Source organism: Acidovorax kalamii, assembly GCF_002245625.1.
GTDB lineage: Bacteria > Pseudomonadota > Gammaproteobacteria > Burkholderiales > Burkholderiaceae_C > Acidovorax > Acidovorax kalamii.
In genome coordinates this window covers 145,218-162,437 of sequence record NZ_NOIG01000010.1, presented here as the reverse complement: position 1 = coordinate 162,437, position 17,220 = coordinate 145,218, and the positions used below count along the sequence as shown (strand labels likewise).

At 67.3% G+C, this 17,220-nt stretch carries 16 protein-coding genes; 11 read left to right on the top strand and 5 right to left on the bottom strand.

Going from position 1 to position 17,220, the window contains the following annotated elements; all coding sequences use genetic code 11:
• Nucleotides 1-55 precede the first annotated feature (55 nt).
• The 3 genes from CBY09_RS16000 to CBY09_RS15990 form a co-directional block, all read right to left on the bottom strand.
• Nucleotides 56-2,386 carry a putative bifunctional diguanylate cyclase/phosphodiesterase gene (locus tag CBY09_RS16000; RefSeq protein WP_094290582.1) on the bottom strand — a complete coding sequence of 777 codons (2,331 nt, stop codon included), beginning with the start codon at nt 2,384-2,386 and terminating at the stop codon, nt 56-58.
• Nucleotides 2,387-2,675: 289 nt separating this feature from the next.
• On the bottom strand, nt 2,676-3,512 hold the full coding sequence (locus tag CBY09_RS15995) for a MetQ/NlpA family ABC transporter substrate-binding protein (RefSeq protein ID WP_063463338.1): 837 nt from the start codon (nt 3,510-3,512) through the stop codon (nt 2,676-2,678).
• Nucleotides 3,513-3,744: 232 nt separating this feature from the next.
• Nucleotides 3,745-4,833: a DUF6817 domain-containing protein gene (locus CBY09_RS15990; RefSeq protein ID WP_094290581.1), complete on the bottom strand. Its 1,089-nt coding sequence runs from the start codon at nt 4,831-4,833 to the stop codon at nt 3,745-3,747.
• Nucleotides 4,834-5,151: 318 nt separating this feature from the next.
• Here CBY09_RS15990 and CBY09_RS15985 point away from each other — a divergent pair, with 318 nt between their 5' ends.
• From CBY09_RS15985 to CBY09_RS15940, 10 genes are all read left to right on the top strand, one after another.
• On the top strand, nt 5,152-5,829 hold the full coding sequence (locus CBY09_RS15985) for a helix-turn-helix domain-containing protein (RefSeq protein ID WP_094290580.1): 678 nt from the start codon (nt 5,152-5,154) through the stop codon (nt 5,827-5,829).
• On the top strand, nt 5,826-6,386 hold the full coding sequence (locus CBY09_RS15980; protein ID WP_094290579.1) for a GNAT family N-acetyltransferase: 561 nt from the start codon (nt 5,826-5,828) through the stop codon (nt 6,384-6,386). The genes CBY09_RS15985 and CBY09_RS15980 overlap by 4 nt, the downstream gene beginning before the upstream one ends.
• A 268-nt stretch (nt 6,387-6,654) precedes the next feature.
• Nucleotides 6,655-7,329, top strand: a complete 675-nt coding sequence (locus tag CBY09_RS15975) for a hypothetical protein (protein ID WP_094290578.1) — start codon at nt 6,655-6,657, stop codon at nt 7,327-7,329.
• 248 nt (nt 7,330-7,577) lie between these two features.
• Entirely contained in the window at nt 7,578-8,057 is a 480-nt protein-coding gene (locus tag CBY09_RS15970) for a VOC family protein (RefSeq protein ID WP_094290577.1), read from the top strand.
• A 5-nt stretch (nt 8,058-8,062) separates the two neighbouring features.
• Entirely contained in the window at nt 8,063-8,722 is a 660-nt protein-coding gene (locus CBY09_RS15965) for a response regulator (protein ID WP_094290576.1), read from the top strand.
• Nucleotides 8,719-10,074: a sensor histidine kinase gene (locus CBY09_RS15960; RefSeq protein WP_094290575.1), complete on the top strand. Its 1,356-nt coding sequence runs from the start codon at nt 8,719-8,721 to the stop codon at nt 10,072-10,074. Before CBY09_RS15965 ends, CBY09_RS15960 begins: the two co-directional genes overlap by 4 nt.
• A 121-nt stretch (nt 10,075-10,195) precedes the next feature.
• The gene (locus CBY09_RS15955; protein WP_094290574.1) at nt 10,196-11,389 is read left to right on the top strand and encodes a serine hydrolase domain-containing protein; all 1,194 of its coding nucleotides are present in this window, start codon (nt 10,196-10,198) and stop codon (nt 11,387-11,389) included.
• Between the two features lie 19 nt (nt 11,390-11,408).
• Nucleotides 11,409-12,113, top strand: a complete 705-nt coding sequence (locus CBY09_RS15950; protein ID WP_094290573.1) for a YkgJ family cysteine cluster protein — start codon at nt 11,409-11,411, stop codon at nt 12,111-12,113.
• A gap of 171 nt (nt 12,114-12,284) precedes the next feature.
• Nucleotides 12,285-13,364 (top strand): methyltransferase, encoded by a 1,080-nt coding sequence (locus tag CBY09_RS15945; protein ID WP_094290572.1) that lies wholly within the window; start codon nt 12,285-12,287, stop codon nt 13,362-13,364.
• Nucleotides 13,361-14,659: a glycosyltransferase gene (locus CBY09_RS15940; protein WP_094290571.1), complete on the top strand. Its 1,299-nt coding sequence runs from the start codon at nt 13,361-13,363 to the stop codon at nt 14,657-14,659. Before CBY09_RS15945 ends, CBY09_RS15940 begins: the two co-directional genes overlap by 4 nt.
• A 12-nt stretch (nt 14,660-14,671) precedes the next feature.
• Here CBY09_RS15940 and CBY09_RS15935 read toward each other — a convergent pair whose 3' ends face one another.
• Nucleotides 14,672-15,244 (bottom strand): Lcl C-terminal domain-containing protein, encoded by a 573-nt coding sequence (locus CBY09_RS15935; protein WP_094290570.1) that lies wholly within the window; start codon nt 15,242-15,244, stop codon nt 14,672-14,674.
• Between the two features lie 281 nt (nt 15,245-15,525).
• Here CBY09_RS15935 and CBY09_RS15930 point away from each other — a divergent pair, with 281 nt between their 5' ends.
• Nucleotides 15,526-16,299, top strand: coding sequence for a GNAT family N-acetyltransferase (locus CBY09_RS15930; RefSeq protein ID WP_094290569.1), 774 nt, complete (start codon nt 15,526-15,528; stop codon nt 16,297-16,299).
• 245 nt (nt 16,300-16,544) lie between these two features.
• Here CBY09_RS15930 and CBY09_RS15925 read toward each other — a convergent pair whose 3' ends face one another.
• Nucleotides 16,545-17,210: a methionine ABC transporter permease gene (locus CBY09_RS15925; protein WP_055397552.1), complete on the bottom strand. Its 666-nt coding sequence runs from the start codon at nt 17,208-17,210 to the stop codon at nt 16,545-16,547.
• Nucleotides 17,211-17,220: the final 10 nt, after the last annotated feature.

The following is a 17,220-nucleotide window of genomic DNA, read 5'->3' as shown; positions in this document are numbered from 1 at the left end:
TTGGGGATCACGATTCAAAGAAAAATCGGCCCTACCGCCCGTCCATCATGCCTTGCTAGCTATCATTTTTGACAGCCTGCGCCAACGGGTCATCTACTGCGGGCCGCAGCCAGTGCCGCGCAAGATCCTCTGGAGCCAAGGCAGGCGCAAACAGCCAGCCCTGAAACCGCTGGCAACCCATCTTCACCAACAGCTGCCACTGCGCTTCGGTCTCCACCCCTTCGGCCACCACCTCCAGGCCCAGCGCGCGGGCCAGGGCGTTCACGGTGGCGCAGATCTCGCGGTCGTTCGGGTCCACCACGATGTCGCGCACAAACTCCTTGTCGATCTTCAGCTCGCTCACCGGCAGGCGCTTGAGCTTGACGAGCGACGAGTGCCCGGTGCCAAAGTCGTCGATAGACAGCGCAAACCCGGCGTTTTTCAGGTCCAGCGCGATGGCATAGAGCGATTCGTCCAGCAGCTGTGATTCGGTGATCTCCAGCACCAGGCTGGCGGGCGCCACCCCGGCGCGCTGCGCAATGCCCAGCAGGGCCTGCGCAAACCCCGGCTCGCGCAGCTGGATGGTGGACACATTGACCGACACCACCGGCACCTGCCAGCCCTCGGCGCGCCACTGCGCCACCTGGCGGCAGGCGGATTCGAACACCCACAGCCCCATGGGCACGATGAGTCCACTTTCCTCGGCCAGGGGGATGAACTCGTCGGGCGGCACCGGCTTGCCGTCCACCGACCAGCGCAGCAGCGCCTCGGCCCCCACCGTCTGGCGCAGGTGGTTGAGCTGCGGCTGGTACACCAGCGTGAACTCGCCGCCTGGCAGCGCGCCGTGCAGGCGGCGGCGCAGCTCCAGCCGGGTGCGCGTGGCCTGGGTGAATTCCTCGATGTAGAAGCGGTACGAGCCCCGCCCCGCACTCTTGGTGGCATGCAGGGCCGAATGCGCGTGCCGCACCAGTTCCACGCTGTCGGCCGCATCGTCGGGGAACAGGCTGATGCCGATGCTGGCACCCATGTACTGCGCACCCACCTCCGACAGCTCCCAGGGCCGCGCCAGCCCCTCCAGCAGCGTGGTCGCCAGCTGCGCCAGCACGGTGCGCGATGCGGGGCGCTGCAGCATCACCGTGAACTGGTCATTGGCCAGCCGCGACACCAGCCCCTGCCCTTCGAGCAGCAGGTGAATGCGCTGCGCCACCTCGCTCAGCAGCGCATCGCCCACGCGGTGGCCGTAGGTTTCATTCACGCTCTTGAAGTGGTCCAGGTCGATCAGCAGCAGCGCCACGCAGCGGTCGGGCGTCTGCGCGTACCGCCCGGCCTCGGCCACGGCGCGCTCCAGCGCGTCTTCAAAGTAGCGGCGATTGGGCAGACCCGTGAGGGCGTCGAAATGCGCCACGTGGTAGAGCCGCTCTTCGTTGCGCAGCACCGCCGCCTCGGCCGTGCGCAGGCGGTTGAGCAGGCCCACCACAATCGCCTGTCGCAGCGCCGCCAGCAGCAGCACCAGCAGGCAGCACACCAGGATGAGTGCCTGCACGCCCTCCCGCCCGTCGGGGGTGATGATGAAAAGCCGCACCAGGGTGACGCCCGCCAGCCCCATAGCCACCAGGGGCACGTAGTTCATGGCCTGGTCGCAGCGCAGGCGGTAGTCCGGGTCGTCCGACACCTCAAACCGCAGCCCGCGCGCGCCCCAGCCCAGGGCCAGCGCGGCCAGGCTGAAGCTGGCGTTGAACAACATGCCCGGCAACACTTCGCCGCGCAGCAGCATCAGGTTCCACTGCATCCAGCTAAGCCCGTAGCCCAGCATGCCCGCAAGCACCAGCAGATGGGCCCGCGTGACACGCACACCCACCGTGGGCATGGCCAGCGCCGTCACGCCCGCCGCCGTCAGGTACACCGCCGGGTACAGCAACAGCACCGTGGCCACAGCCAGCGGCTGGTCCTGGCCCGAGGGCAGGTAGATCACCAGGGTGAAAGCCAGCAGCGCCAGAACAGCGCCGCCAAAGTCCAGCGCTGCGGGGTAGGCGCGGTCTTTGGAAAGCCGCGCAAACGTGGCGCGGATCACCGTGGCAGCCCACAGCGGCCCCACGCTCAGAAAGAAAAGGTCGGCGGGCGCCGGGAACGGGTTCCAGTCCAGCGCCACCTGCAGGTTCCACACCAGCTGCCCGGCCAGCACCAGCACCGTGCCCAGCCACAGCCCCGTGTGCAGCAAGCGGTGCGCAGGCGGTACCTGCGCCCGGCCCCGCCAGGCCCAAAAGGCCGACAGCCCAAAGGCCAGCGTCCAGGAGGCGTTGTCCAGAAACAGCTTGAGCGACGCATCCTGCACCCAGAGCGATGCCCCAAACAGCAGCAAGGCTGCGCCCAGCCAGACCGCTGTGAGGGCTCGTTCGGCGAAGGGCATGAGGGGGATGGACGGGCGGGGTGTTACCGGAGGTTACCCTTCCATTGTGGATGCAAGCGCCGGGGCGCTGTTTCCCCAGCGGGGCGCTGGGATACTGGGGACATGAGACCGCTACCAATACGATAGCTATCAGCGCTTGATGGACAGGCGCAAGGGCCTGATTTCATTCAGATTTCGGTTGCCGCATGCTGTGTTTCCCCAGCCCTCGCGGGAGGGCTTGGGAGAAGGAGTTGGCAGCACAACAGCCAACCGCAGCGCACCCCCTTGCAGGGCGCGCCGACCGCCAGCCTCAGAACCCTGGCAGCACCGAGCCCTTGAACTCGGTCTGGATGAACTTCTTCACTTCTTCCGAGTGGTAGGCCTTCACCAGCTTGGCCACCCAGGGCTTGTCCTTGTCGGCTTCGCGCACGGCGATCAGGTTGACGTAGGGGCTCTTGGCGTTTTCTTGCGCAATCGCGTCCTTGCCAGGGTTCAGACCCGCCGACAGCGCAAAGTTGGTGTTGATGGCCGAGGCATCCAGGTCGTCCAGCGAACGGGGCAGCTGGGCGGCGTCGAGTTCCACGAACTTGAGCTTCTTGGGGTTGCTCACCACATCGAGCGGCGTGGCCTTCAGGCCTGCACCGTCACGCAGCTTGATCAGGCCCTTGTCCTGCAACACCAGCAGCACGCGGCCGCCGTTGGTGGGGTCGTTGGGGATGCCGAACTTGGCGCCTTCCTTCAGGTCTTCCAGTTTCTTGACCTTCTTGGAATACAGGCCGATGGGGAAGTTGACGGTGTAGCCCACCGACACCAGCTTGTAGCCACGGTCTGCCACCTGCGCATCGAGGTATGGCTTGTGCTGGTAGCTGTTGGCGTCCAGGTCGCCCGCCGACAGCGCGGCGTTGGGCTGCACGTAGTCGCTGAACTCGACGATCTGGATCTTCAGGCCGTCCTTCTCGGCGACCTTCTTCACCTGCTCGAAGATCTGCGCGTGGGGGCCGCCCGTCACGCCGATCTTGAGGGGCTTGTCCTGGGCGATCGCGCCGGTGGAGAAAGCGGCGGCGGCAGCCAAAGCCAGGGCAGATTGCAGGAGGAGGCGCTTGTTGTTGTTCACAGGGAAAACCTTTCGTAAAGAGATGGAACGCATCCTAGGGTTTTCCCGTTAAAACCGGAACAACTAATTTTTCATTTCATTACAACTCATTCGAATAAGAAGACAAGACCCGTGCCCTGCCCCCACCTCATGAAACTGGCGCGCGCCCGGCGAGGGCAGCCGAGCAAGGGCCGCCCCGCAGCGAGGGCTGCGTCCCCCTTCCGGAATCGCGCAGCGATTCGAGAGAAGGGGGAAGTGGCGCAGCCACTCAGGGGGATGTTCCAAGTCAGCCCCGTAGAGCTACGTTATTGAGCTTGTCCAGCCGCTCGGGCCAGGTGCCCTCCACCGTCGCGCCCTGCAGCAGGATGCGCGTCCAGGCCACCCAGGCGTCCCACTGCACGCGCTTGTCCCAGGCATTGCCCCAGGCGCAGAACAGGTGCAGTGCGCTCTCGGCGGCGGCCTTGGCGTCGTCCTTGCGGCCGGCCGACAGATACAGCTGGGCCAGCACCATCTGCGGCTCGCCCACCCAGGGGTTGTGGCGCACGGCGCTTTCCAGCACACCGGTGGCCACGTCCAGGTCCACCAGCGGCTGGTCTTGCTGGATGACCGACCAGTACAGCGACGTGGCCGCCGCCTCGTTGGCGGCAGACAGGTACTGCGAGCAGTGCGCAAACACCGGCGGCATGGGCAGCACATCCTTCAGCCCCGGGTGCTGCAGCGCCTTGGCCAGCCCGTTGATCTGGTGCACCATGCGCCCCGACGGCCGCATGGGCCCGGGCCAGAGCGACGCGGCCCAGTGCGCCTTCTGGTTGCGGTGCTGCACCTCGGGGAAGCGCGAAAAGATATCGTCCTGCCAGCTGAACCACTGCTCGATGGTGTCGGCCATGCTCACGATGATGAAGGCCGCCACCTCGTAGGGCGTGAGCACATGGTCCTGCCCATCCTTTTGCAGCACCAGGCTGCCGTCGGCCTCCAGCGCGTGGGCCAGCACCTTTTGCACAAACTGCGTGCGCGACTGGGTGCAGAACAGGTAGACCAGGTGCTCGGCCGACTCGCCCGCAATCTCGCGCACCCGGGCGCGCTCCTTGGCAGGGTCGAACTTCACCAGGTCCACAAACGCGTTGCCATACACGCTGTGCAGCAGCCCCAGCAGGCGCACATCGCGCGGCTGCTGCCACACCGTGAGCGTGCGCGTCACGCCCACCAGGTGGTGGCGAAACGTGCCCGCCTTGTGCCAATCCTGCCCCACATTGCGCGCCAGCACCGTGGGCAGCACGGGGGCCAGTTCGGGGTCGCGGGTCAGCCACTCGTCGTCCAGCAGCGGCAAAGCGCGGGCAAACAGGTCGGCATCCAGGGGGTGAAGCGGCAGGGTCATGGCGGGGTGTCTCCGGTGTTCTCGTGCGATCAAACCCATCAGGCCCATCGGGTGGGCCGAATGGATCGGCGTGTGGGTGAGGAAAAATGCAAAGTACACACAGTATCAGCATCGACCCGGGCCCGCGCCAGCGGGCACACCCTATTTTTACAAGGAGAAATGGACTCTACCGCCCGACTGGATTGCCTAGTAAGCTATCAAAAATATAGTAAACACCGATAACGCAGCGCGCACCGGCACTCCGTATCGCGCCACGCCACCCCGGTGGAGTTCAAAAATTTCCAGTTTTATGGATTTCATTTCCACTAAACTGCCGCCATGGACATCCACCACCACATCGCCCAGCGCCTGCGCGAACTGCGCAGCGCCCGGGGCTACTCGCTCGACGCCCTGGCCGAACGCAGCGGCGTGAGCCGCTCCAACATCTCGCTCATCGAGCGCGGCGAAAGCAGCCCCACGGCGGCCGTGCTCGACAAGCTGGCCATCGGCCTGGGCGTGGCGCTGGCCTCGTTTTTTGACGAGAGCGCCGATGGCAGTGCAGCCCATGAAGGTGCCGCAGCCCCCTCCCCCCACATCCACGCCGCCGACCAGCCCCGGTGGCAAGACCCTGCCTCGGGCTACGTGCGCCGCCGCCTCTCGCCCCCTGCGCCCTCGCCGCTGCAGCTGGTAGAAGTCGTCTTCCCCCCCGGCCAGCGCGTGGCCCTGGACTCGGCCGTGCCCGGCGCCGAGATCCACCAGCAGGTCTGGCTGCTGGAAGGCCGCATGGAACTGACCGTGGGCGACACCCTCTGGCCGCTGGCCGCAGGCGACTGCTTGGCAATGCAGCTCAACCAGCCCATCGTGTTCCACAACCCCGGCGCCACGCCTGCGCGCTACCTGGTGGCGCTGGCCACGGTCATGCCCTTTGCACCGCTCTCGCCACTCGCCCCGCGCAGCCAGCCGCCTGCGCGCGTGACAAAGACCACCCCCCCACCCACCGCCCGGAGAAAACCATGACCGCCGCCGTCCGCCACGCACCAGCCCAGCCCCCATCCGCCACCACCATCCGCCGCCTGGGCCCCAATGAAGCTGCTGCCAGCGTGGGCGCGCTGGCCGATGTGCTGATCGACTGCGTACACGGCGGCGCCTCGGTCAGCTTCATGGCGCCCCTGCCGCGCGACAAGGCCCTGGCCTTCTGGCGCAACGTGGCCGACGGCGTGGCGCGCAACGAACGCGTGCTGCTGGTGGCCGAAGACGCCAGCGGGGCCATCCTGGGCACCGTGCAGCTCATCACCGCCATGCCGGACAACCAGCCCCACCGCGCCGACGTCGCCAAGATGCTGGTCCACCGCCGCGCCCGCCGCCAGGGCATCGCCCAACAGCTCATGGCCGCCGTGGACGACGCTGCACGCGCCGAGCGCAAAACCGTGCTGGTGCTCGACACCGTCACCGGCGGCGACGCCGAACGCCTGTACGAGCGCGCAGGCTGGCAGCGCGTGGGCGTAGTGCCGGACTACGCACTGATGCCGGATGGGGCGTTGTGCGGGACGACGTTTTTTTGCAAGAGGGTGTGAGGGTGCTGCGCGGGGCGCGTCGCCGCAGTGGGTCGGTGGCTTTGGGTTGCCCGCTTGGCGCCCAAGTTTCGCCTGCTCGCGGGCTATAGTCCGCTCGTTGCAAGCCTGCCGGGTTTCTCGGATTTTTTACCTGGGTGCCTTCACGGCGCAGCGCCTGCATACCCAGGCTGCAGGCCACGCTCAGGAGGGATCAGTGCCCAGAATATTCCGCATGGTTCAGTTTGTCCCGTAGGTTTTGCTGTCTCGATTTCGTTAAGCCGTACCCACCATGACCGAACTGTTCGTGAACGACCGCCTCCTGTCGCGCTTTGATGATCTCATTCACGAGGGGGAAGCACGCTGGCAGGAGTTCCAGAAAGACGAGAAGCGCGTAATCATGGACATCGTTGGGTTTGTCCAGTGGTCTACCAGTTGCCTTAACCTTCTCGACAAACTATCAATATCAACCAATCGATTCGTGACGCAGTTCGAGGTCTGGGCCGTCGGTGGTCCCGGCAAGCAAATGAACATCGGGGCAGCGCTCGGCGTGCTCAAGTCCGCAAGGCATGAGTACTCGTGCGGGCTCGCGATTGAGTACCAACTGTCAGTATCTGCCGCCGTCTTCAGTGGCCTGCTGGACGAAGCCACGTACTTGCTCAAGAAGGGCTATACCAGAGCAGCCGCCGTTCTTCTCGGCGCTTCGCTTGAAGAAGGTCTTAAGGCTCGCGCTCGTGCCATACCGGTTGCCTTGTCGCCACGCGATACGCTGTCGCCAGTCATCGTCAAACTCAAGTCACCCGAGGTCGGAGTCCTCACGGAGTTCGAAGCAAAGCGCCTTGAGGCAATCGCACGCCTCAGAAACGATGCAGCGCACGGAGGAGAGTTTGCATACGAAGCCTCGGTAGTTGAGTCAGCAATCAAAGAAGTCGAGGCAACGCTCGGAAGGCTGCTAAGTGCGGCCTAACCCTTCCTATACGGACTCCCCCGAAGCCTCTACTAAAAGTCCAAAAACGCTTTGACCCGCAGCGTTGCCTGGTGCTGCCGCGCTTACACCGCATAAGAATCCGCGTGCGGTCTGCTCTACTGCGCCAACAGCTGCACCATCCAACCCGACCGCAGGCACCCCAGCCCCCCTACTCAGCGCGCAGCACCCCCAGAGCCCTCAACGGGCCCATGAGAAAATCCGCCCCCCTCGCAGCCCCCCCCTCCTCCATGCAACTCACATTCAGCCACGTCGATGTCCTGGTCCTGAATCTGGAGGAGGCCTGCGCCTACTACCAGGCGGTGCTGAACGCGCAGATCTCCCGCACATTGGTGTGGGAGCGCGACGGGCTGCATGTGCGCTACGCCATAGCGCGCATGGGGGCGGAGCGGTTCATGCTGGTGCAGCCGCTGGCGGGCAACCTCAAGGAGCTGCTGGACACCCATGGGGACGGCACCATCTACCGCCATTGCTACAGCACGCCCGACATTGAGGTGGCCTACGACGAGCTGGTGGCCCGGGGTGTGCAGCCCGAGGACGAGAACGGCAAGCCCCTGGCCCGCGACCAATTGAGTGCGCCGGGGGGCAACCGGATTCTGTGGCTGCCCCGGCGGTTTGGAAACTTCTCCATCGAGCTACTGGAGCAAGCCAGCCTTGAACAGTTCATCGCCGATGCCTTTGCGGGCGCTGAAACCGTTGCGGCGCGCTGAGCCCCATGCACATCCTGCTGATTGAAGACGACCTGGGCCTGGGGGCTTCGCTGGTGCAGGCGCTGCAGCAGGACGGGTTCACCGTGCAATGGCTGCGCCGCGCCCACGATGCGCCCCTGCAGCTGGACGACCCGGGCTACAGCGCCGTTCTGCTGGACCTGGGCCTGCCCGATGGCAGCGGCATGGAGCTGCTGCGCCGCTGGCGCCGTGCCCAGGCAGCCGCGCCGGTGCTGGTGATCACGGCCCGCAGCGCGTTGCAAGACCGCCTGGGCGGGCTGGATGCGGGCGCCGACGACTACCTGGTCAAGCCCTTCGACATCCCCGAGCTGCTGGCGCGGCTGCGGGCCGTGTTGCGGCGCACGGCCGCGCAGTCGGGCGAGCAGTGGCAGTTTGGTGCCCTGAGCGTGTGGCCCCGCAAGTGCCTGGCCCAGCTGGGCGGGCAGCCGCTGGAGCTGACGCCGCGCGAGTTTCAGCTGCTGCTGGCGCTGGCCCAGGGCGGTGGCGACGTAGTGCCCAAGCGCACGCTGGCCCAGCGCCTGGAGCCCTTGGGCGACCCGATGGACACGGCGGCACTGCAGGTGCACATCAGCAACCTGCGGCGCAAAATTGGCGCCGAGCGCGTGGGCACCCTGCGGGGCGTGGGCTACTGGCTGGAGTCGGTGTGAAAAAAACCCTGGGCCTGCGGCTGGTGGCGGCGTTGCTGCTGGCGTTTGCGCTGATCAGCGTGCTGGTCATCGCGATGAACTACTGGAACGCCCGGACGCAGCTGGACAAACAATCCAGCGCTGCGCCTCTGGCTTCCGTGCTGATCAAGTCGCTGGATGCGCTGGACGATGCCGAAGATGCCACGGCCGTGCTGCAGGCGTTCATCGCCGAGCTGAACCGCGTCCGGCAGGAGGTGGTCCCTGGCAGTGCCAGCGTCTCCGTCCGGCTGGAACGCCATGGCGGCGGTACCGTGTACGAAAGCGGGCGCGACCTGCGCAACCAGACAGCCCCCACCGGGCTGAGCCGCCTGGATATCGATGGCCATCCCCATGTGGCCTACAGCGCGCAAGGGCAGCGCTGGAACCTGCTGGTGCTGGAGCCCCTGCTCACCGACCTGGAGCTGCTGGAGTGGCTGCTGGGCGAGGTGGGGATGTCGCTGCTGATCGCCCTGCCCGTGCTGTTGCTCACGCTGTGGCTGGCCGTGCGCAGCGGCTTGCGGCCCCTGCGCCAGTTCTCGCAGCGCATCGAGGCGCTGGACACGCGGCGCGACCTGCAGCCGCTGGGTGCGGACCTGCGCTATGCCGAGCTGCAACCGCTGGGCCGCGCCTTTGATGCCTTGCTGGCGCGCCTGCGCGAGCACCTGGCGCTGGAGCGCGCCTTTGTGCACGACGCCGCCCACGGCCTGCGTACGCCATTGGCGGCTTTGTCTGCCCAGGCGCATGTGCTGCTGGGCAGCCCCGACGAAGCCAGCCGCGCTGCGGCCGCCCAGGCGCTGCAGCAAGGCCTGCAACGCACGGCCCACCTGGGCCAGCAGCTGCTGGACCTGTCGGCGCTCGACCCCACCCGCAGCGGCGATGCGCAAGACATTGATGTGTGCGAGCTGGCGGCGGGCGTGCTGCTGGACGCCCATGCCGACGCGAAGCGCCGCAGCGTCACCCTTGCCCTGGAGGGCCCGGAGTCGCTGGCCTGGCATGGCGAGCCGCTGCCGCTGCAGTCCATCCTGCAAAACCTGGTGGACAACGCGCTGCGCTATGGCGCCACACGGGTGGAGCTGTCGATAGAGCAGCACCAGGGTGGCATCCGACTGGCGGTGCGCGACAACGGGCCGGGCATTGCCCCGGCGCTGCACACGCAGGTGTTCGAGCGCTTCTGGCGCGGCACAGGCCACGACGAACCCGGCACCGGGCTGGGCCTGACCATCGTCGCCCAGGCGGCTGAGCGCCTGCATGCGCGCCTTTGGCTGGACGAGGGGCTGGATGGGCGGGGCGTGGGTTTTGTGCTGGACTTAGGTGGCGTGCAGCCGGAGGGCTGAGTTGTTGTGAGCTTGGCTGGGAGGGTGCGCAAGGGGCCGCCCCTGCGCGTTTCTTTAGGGAATCTTTAGGGCACCGTTTTCAGAATCGGCGGCTTCTTCTGATTCTGAAAAAAGCCCCGGCATGTCCTCCTTCGCAGCCCCGCACCCCACCCGCCGCCGCGCCCTTGCTTCGGCGCTGGCCCTCACAACCCTGACCCTGCTGGGCGCCTGTGGCGGCGGCGAAGGCGACGAGCTGCGCGACCCCCGGCTGTTGCTGGAAAACCAGGCCCTGCACGAACGCGCCCAGGCCGCCGTGGACGTGGGCCTGGTGGGCGCCGTGTTTGGCAGCCAGCACGACAGCGCCGACAAGCTCTACCTGGGTGCGGCCGGGCAGGCCCGCCTGAAGGGCGATGCCATGACGGGCAACGAATCCTTCCAGCTCGCATCCCTGTCCAAAGCCATGACCGCCGCCCTGGTGGCCCACTGGGTGGAGCAGGGCAAGCTGCGCTGGGACAGCCGCCCCATCGACCTGCTGCCCGAAGCCGCTGCAAAGCAGCACCCGGCCTACGCCAACGCCACCCTGGCACAGCTGCTGGACCACCGCAGCGGCTTGCCCACCTTCAATGACGCAGCCGATCTCGAACAGCTTGCCGACTTTGTGGCCGCCCTGCCCCTCCCCCACCCCGCCACCGATGCAGCGCGGCGCCGCGTGCTGTCAGGCTGGCTGCTGTCGCTGACGCCGGTGGTCGGCGCCGGGGAGTTTGCATATTCCAACGCGGGCTACACCGTGGCCGGGGCCATGCTGGAGGCCGCCACGGGGCAGGACTTCGAGACCCTGATGCGGCAATGGGCCCAGCCACGCGGCCTGCAGCCGCAGTGGCAGCCCCCTGCCAACGCAGCGCAGGGCTACGAAGGGCCCGCCCCGGGCAAACTGCAACCCGCCACCGGGTTCGGACCTGAAGTGCAACCCTGGGTGGATGCGGCCAAGCCGTCGGGGGATGTGTGGATGACTCCCGCAGGCTATGGCCGGTGGCTGGCAGAACACCAGCGCGCTTTTCAGGGGCGCAGCCATGGGTTGCCTGCGGCCTACGTGCAGCGGCTGCGCGCCCTGCGCAGCGGCGACTACGCACTGGGCTGGGAGGGCTCCTGGATCCACGGCCAGGGCGCCATCGTGCACAGCGGGGACAACATCGGATTCATGGGCCTGACGGTGCTGGCACAGGACGGCCGCAGCGCCTACTTCGCGTTCAGCAACACGCGCAGCGTGGTGCCCGGCAGCTCCAGCTGGGTGCTGGACGCCCTGAACCAGGGGTTGGTGCGCCTTCTGAACCGCTGATCCACCACCCTGCGCCACGATGCACCACCCACCAAAACGCACCAACCCGATCCAGACCCACCGCATGGTCCAGGAAGCCCCGGTCGATGCGGGCGACTTTGCCGACTGGCTGGCCCAGACCCTGCGCGGGCTGCACACGGGCGCCCCGGCCCCTGTGCCGTGTGGCGACTGCCGGGGGTGCTGCAGCTCGGGGTACTTCATCCCCCTGACACCGGCAGACTCCGCCGCCGCCATGGCCATCCCGGCACCGCTGCTGAGCCCGGCCCCCGGCATGCCGCCGGGCTACCAGGTGCTGGGCCGCACCGCCCAGGGCGCCTGCCCCATGCTGGAGCACAACAACTGCGGCATCTACCCGGCGAGGCCCCAGGCCTGTCGCGCCTACGACTGCCGCGTGTTCGCCGCTGCGGGCATGGCGGCAGGCACCGACAGCTTCTCGCGCATCAATGCCAGGGTGCGCGCCTGGCGCTTCTCGTATGGCAGCCACCACGCGCTGGCCGCCCACCAGGCCGTGCAGGCGGCAGCCCGGTTCATGCAGGAGAAGGCCTCGGCCTTCCCCGGCGGCCGTGTGCCCCGCAGGCCAGACGAACTGGCTCTTCTGGCCCTCAAGGTGCACCCGGTGTTTCTGCGGGCGGACCTGCCCACCCTGGCCGACAGCGCCATCGCGGCGGCCGTCATTGCCTGCAGCAGAGACTTCGATGCCGGCCTTGGCGCAAGCGAAGCATGAATCGCCGCGTGCTGGCCGCTGGCATCTCCACCGGCCGCATCGCTGCCCACCTTCACACCACCTCTTCAGGAGACCCGCGTGACAACCGCGAGGCTAGCCACATCCACACCACCACGGTCCCGCCTTGGGCTACGCAAGCCAACAAGCGCCGCGCGGCTGTTTGCCACTGTATTGCGCGCCATCCAAGGCCTGCAGCTGTGGGCGTCGCGGCTGACACCGCCCCCGTTTCGGCTCGTCCAGATCGGTTCGGCCTATTGGCAATCCAGGGCCTTGGGCGTGGCCACCGAGCTGGACGTTGCAAGCCAGCTGGGCGACGACACCTTGGCAATCGGTGTGCTGGCCCAGCGCTGCAACGTGGTGCCCGACGGGCTGCAGCGCGTTCTGCGCCTGCTGGCTGCGTTGGGCGTGTTTGAAGAAGCTCAACCAGGACACTGGCGCAACAACCGGGGCTCGGCACCACTGCGGGCTGACCGGCCAGGCAGTGTCCGTGACCTGGTGCTGCTGCACCAGCGTCCGGAGATGCGCGCGCCATGGAACGACACCCTGGCCAGTGCACTCCGGCTTGGCCGCCCGGCCTTCGAGGTTTTGCACGGCCAGCCCCTTTTCGAGCACATGGCGACGGACCCCGCCCTGGAAGAAGCCTTTGCAAAAGCCATGGCCCAGGTCGAGGGGCTGACTGGCACCCCGTGGGTGGACGCCATCGACTGGCGCGCCTTCCACCGTCTGCTGGATGTGGGCGGCAGCGCGGGCGACAAGGCGCTGACCCTGCTTGCGCGCCATGCCCACCTGCATGCGCTTGTGATCGACCGGCCAGCCACCGTAGCGGCAGCACGCTTCCTGCGAGCCAGCGAAACCGATCCCCAGCGAAGCGCGGCGCGTGCCAGGCTCAGCTTTCATGCCGCGGATGTCCGCCAGGATGCACTGCCGCCCGCCAGCAGCGCCAAAGACGTGTTCTGGCTCAGCGCCTTGCTCCATGGGATGTCGGACGCAGATGCGTTGCAGGTCCTCCAGCGGGTTGCACGTGCTGCGGCCCCGGTGGGTGCCACCGTGCTCGTCATGGAAGCCGTGCGCAACGAAGAGATCGCAGACCTCGCCGTATCTGGCATGGACCTGCAGATGGCCGTTTGCACCGAAGGGCGCGAACGCAGCCTGCGCGAGTGGCAAGGCCTGTTCGCCCAAGCCCGACTGCAGTTGCGCGAACGAGTGCCCTTGCCCATGCTGGCAGAAATCATGGTGTTGACCCCTTTATGAAGCGCATCCTCATCACCGCCATGGGCAGCCATGGCGATGTCCTCCCCTTCATTTCCATGGCGGCCGAGTTCCGCCGCCGGGGGTTTGAAGTTTTCGCCTACGCCAACCCTTTCTTCGCGGACTCGGCCGCGTCCTGCGGGGCGGTGTTCCGGCCGATCGGAACAGTGGCGGACTATGAAGGCCTCTTTGCCCAGGCACCCGACAGCAACCCGCCCAAAGCCATGGCTGCTGTGGCCGGATTCATGGCCCGCCAGACTCCTGCCTGCTACCGCGCCATGTATGGCGATGTCAGGCCGGGGCGTACGCTGGTCATTGGCGGGTCACTCTTTTTCGCGCACAGGCTGGTGGCCGAAACCCTGGGCGTGCCCTGCGCCACCGTGCACCTGGCACCTGCGGCCATCCGCTCCACCATCGCCCCTGCACGCATCGGCGCCGGCGGGGCCTGGTTGCGCGAAAAAAGCCCGTTCTGGCTCCGGCAATTGTTCTGGTGGCTGGCGGACCGGGCGCATACCGACCGCTACTTCCTTGCGCCGCTGAACAGCATGCGCACCCAACTGGGCCTGGCACCGCTGCCAGAGCTATTCAGCCCCTGGCTGCGGCAGGTTGACGCTGAGGTGGCCCTGTTTCCGGCGTGGTTCTCTGGCGCACCGGCAGATTGGCCAGCACAACTGCAACACTGCGACTTCCCATTCGACGACCCCGCTTGCGCGGCAGAGTTGCCAGACGACCTGCGCGACTTTCTGGCCGCTGGCCCTGCACCGGTCGGATTCACCGCCGGTACGGCAACGGCCAATGCGCGGGAGTTCTTCGCACGCTCCGCCCGCGCCTGCGAGCAAGGGGGCTTGCGCGGCCTGCTGCTCACCCACTTTGCGCAGCAGGTGCCTGACAAGCTGCCACCGGGTGTGCTGCACGTGGGCTATGCGCCATATGCGCGGCTGCTTCCGCGCCTGGCCGCGCTGGTGCACCATGGCGGCATCGGCACCACGGCCCAGGCCCTTCGCGCGGGCATCCCCCAGGTTGTGCGGCCCACCGCCTACGACCAGTTCGACAATGCCCAGCGCTTGGTCGCCCTGAACGTGGCCCGCGAGATCCTGCCCCGACGCTACACAGAAAACCATATCTGCAACACCCTGGCCGAGCTGATGCACGACACCACCGTGCGGGCGCAGTGCCACGCGATCGCAGAGCAAATGCGCCCGGCGGCGGCCACCAACGCAGGCATTGCAAGCGCTTGCGAAGCCGTGCTGAGCGGCTGCGGCTGGCCACCCGGGACGGTGGCAGATCCCGTCGGCTAACGACGCACAGCGTCAAGGCATCGGCCGCACCAGCCGCACGGGCAGCTTGCTGGCCCGCGCCGCATCGCCCCGCGCCTCGCCGGTGGACAGATTCACGGCCCAGCCGTTGATCATCGCGGCCTGGCGCCCGCCATCGCCCGCGCGGCTTTGCGCGATGTTGCCGTAGGTGTACTGGTTGACACTGGGCGCACTCACGTTGCTGGTAGACGACCAGTGCCATTGGCCTGGTGCGGCGGGGAACAGGATGGGGTTCAGGCCCGGGGGCGAGAGCGATTTGTCCACCAGCCGCTGCAGCTCGGCCGCACGCGGAATGCGCCAGCCCACGCCTTCGGCCTTCCAGCGCTCGGCGGCCAGGGCCGTGGCTTCGGCGCGGTCCAGCAGCAGGGGCTTGCCGGTGCAGTTTTTTCCGGTCCATTGCATGCCTTCCACGCAGCGCGGCCAGGCCAGGCCCGCGCGGTGGTCCAGCACGTAGGCGCCGTCGGCCGACAGCGACCAGTCTTGGGTGGCGGTGGAATCTCCAGCCCACACAGGCAGGGCGGCGAAGGCGCCCACCAGCAAGGCAGAAAGTAGCGGGAGTGGTTTCATGGTCAAAAGTGGGCCAGGGAAAAGCGGTTGAAGACGGCAGGATTGGCAAGCTGGACAGAGACACCCTAACCACACCAACAGGTCAGCGCCACCCCGCAGATCAAGAAACCTGCATTGCGTTCTTACCCAGCTTGCCCCCAACCCATCTCCGCACACCCGCGCAGATGGCCGAGCAGATCGCCAGCGACACCACGCGCTTTGCCAAGCTGGTCGCCGACCACAAGATCACGACCGATTGATTGAGCGTGATCTGGCGGGAGCGGGTTGGTATAACGCCAGCCATGACGCCCACCACCATCGAGCCCACCGTCCCCGCAGCCCTGATCCGCGCCCTCGAAGAGCGCGCCTTCAACGCCTGGCCCGCGCGCCAGACGGTGTTCCACCGGGGCTGGGTGTTCCGGCTGTCGGGCGGCCACACCAAGCGCGCCAACTCGGTCAACGCGCTGCTGCCCGGCGCGCCGTTTGACGGGGTGCGCGAAGCGGCTGCAGCGCTGTACGCACGGCACGGGCTGCCCGCCGTGTTCCGTCTCTCGCCCCTGGCCCCGGCCGAGGCCGACCAGGAGCTGGCCGAGGCGGGCTACCAGCATTTCGATCCGTCACTGGTGTTGCACCGGCCGCTGGCCCTGGGCGCGGTGGGCAAGCCTGATGGCAGCACCCACATCAGCACCACGCCCAGCGACGCCTGGCTGGAGGGGTTTGCCACCGCCAACAGCGTGCCCCGGCACCACCGCGCGCTGCACAACAGCATGCTGGACCACATCGCCCACCCTGCCGCGTTTGCGCTGCAGCACGACGCACAGGGCCAGCCCGTGGGCTTTGGGCTGGCGGTGCTGGAGCGCGGCGCCGTGGGCCTGTACGACCTGGCCGTGGCGCCCGAGCACCGGGGCGGCGGGCGCGGGCGCGCGCTGGTCACCGCCCTGCTGCACTGGGCCGCCGAGGCCGGGGCTGCCAGCGCCTACCTGCAGGTGCGCGCGCAGAACACGCCAGCGCTGGGGCTGTACCAGTCGATGGGGTTCAAGTCGGCGTATGGCTACCACTACCGGGTGCCGGGCTGAAGGGGGTTTTCAGACTCCTTCTCCCCTCGTGGGAGAGGATTGGGGAGAGGGGGTGAATCTGTGCGGCGTGCCTGTGCACCCCCTCTCCCCCGCCCTCTCCCACAGGGGGAGAGGGAGTGAAGGCAGGGGCGGCTATGGATGTGGCGATTGGGGCCGGTACTTAGAGAAAAAATGGCCGTCTGCGCGCGTCCATCAACCCTCTATAGCTATCAAATAAGTAGCAAAAGAAGCAGCCAATCCACCACTCACCGGTGGCTCAACCTGCGCACCGCCCAGTCCCCGAGGCTCTGCACGGCCTGCACGAAGAAGATCAGCACCAGCACCACGGCCAGCATGATCTCTGGCAGAAAGCGCTGGTAGCCGTAGCGGATGCCTAGGTCGCCCAGGCCGCCGCCGCCAATGGCGCCGGCCATGGCCGAGTAGCCGGTGAGGCTCACGAAGGTGATGGTCAGGCCCGCCACGATGCCGGGCAGCGCCTCGGGCAGCAGCACCTTCCACACGATCTGGCTGGTGGTGGCGCCCATGGCCTGGGCGGCTTCGACCAGGCCGTGGTCCACCTCACGCAAGGCGGCTTCAACCAGGCGGGCCACAAACGGCGCGGCGGCAATCGTCAGCGGCACCACGGCGGCGGCGGTGCCGATGGACGAGCCCGTGATGAAGCGCGTGAACGGGATGATGGCCACCAGCAGGATGATGAAAGGCGTGGAGCGCACGGCGTTCACCAGCCAGCCCACGAGCTTGTTGACGGGGCCGTTTTGCAGCACGCCGCCGTGGTCGGTGAGGCGCAGGAACACGCCCAGCGGCACACCGATGAGGCCGCCCACGATGCCGGAGATGCCCACCATGATGAGCGTCTCCCACAGCGAGGAGGCAAAGAGGTCCAGCATGGCCGGAGTGAAATGGTCGAACATGGCTTTCCTC

Excerpts from the sequence above, each read along its gene's own strand:
- CBY09_RS15935 (WP_094290570.1), bottom strand. The coding sequence starts at position 15,244 with ATGAAACCACTCCCGCTACTTTCTGCCTTGCTGGTGGGCGCCTTCGCC.
- CBY09_RS15980 (WP_094290579.1), top strand. The coding sequence starts at position 5,826 with ATGACCGCCGCCGTCCGCCACGCACCAGCCCAGCCCCCATCCGCCACC.
- CBY09_RS15990 (WP_094290581.1), bottom strand. The coding sequence starts at position 4,833 with ATGACCCTGCCGCTTCACCCCCTGGATGCCGACCTGTTTGCCCGCGCT.
- CBY09_RS15975 (WP_094290578.1), top strand. The coding sequence starts at position 6,655 with ATGACCGAACTGTTCGTGAACGACCGCCTCCTGTCGCGCTTTGATGAT.
- CBY09_RS15940 (WP_094290571.1), top strand. The coding sequence starts at position 13,361 with ATGAAGCGCATCCTCATCACCGCCATGGGCAGCCATGGCGATGTCCTC.
- CBY09_RS15985 (WP_094290580.1), top strand. The coding sequence starts at position 5,152 with ATGGACATCCACCACCACATCGCCCAGCGCCTGCGCGAACTGCGCAGC.
- CBY09_RS15970 (WP_094290577.1), top strand. The coding sequence starts at position 7,578 with ATGCAACTCACATTCAGCCACGTCGATGTCCTGGTCCTGAATCTGGAG.
- CBY09_RS15955 (WP_094290574.1), top strand. The coding sequence starts at position 10,196 with ATGTCCTCCTTCGCAGCCCCGCACCCCACCCGCCGCCGCGCCCTTGCT.
- CBY09_RS15950 (WP_094290573.1), top strand. The coding sequence starts at position 11,409 with ATGCACCACCCACCAAAACGCACCAACCCGATCCAGACCCACCGCATG.
- CBY09_RS15925 (WP_055397552.1), bottom strand. The coding sequence starts at position 17,210 with ATGTTCGACCATTTCACTCCGGCCATGCTGGACCTCTTTGCCTCCTCG.
- CBY09_RS16000 (WP_094290582.1), bottom strand. The coding sequence starts at position 2,386 with ATGCCCTTCGCCGAACGAGCCCTCACAGCGGTCTGGCTGGGCGCAGCC.
- CBY09_RS15995 (WP_063463338.1), bottom strand. The coding sequence starts at position 3,512 with ATGCGTTCCATCTCTTTACGAAAGGTTTTCCCTGTGAACAACAACAAG.
- CBY09_RS15930 (WP_094290569.1), top strand. The coding sequence starts at position 15,526 with ATGACGCCCACCACCATCGAGCCCACCGTCCCCGCAGCCCTGATCCGC.
- CBY09_RS15965 (WP_094290576.1), top strand. The coding sequence starts at position 8,063 with ATGCACATCCTGCTGATTGAAGACGACCTGGGCCTGGGGGCTTCGCTG.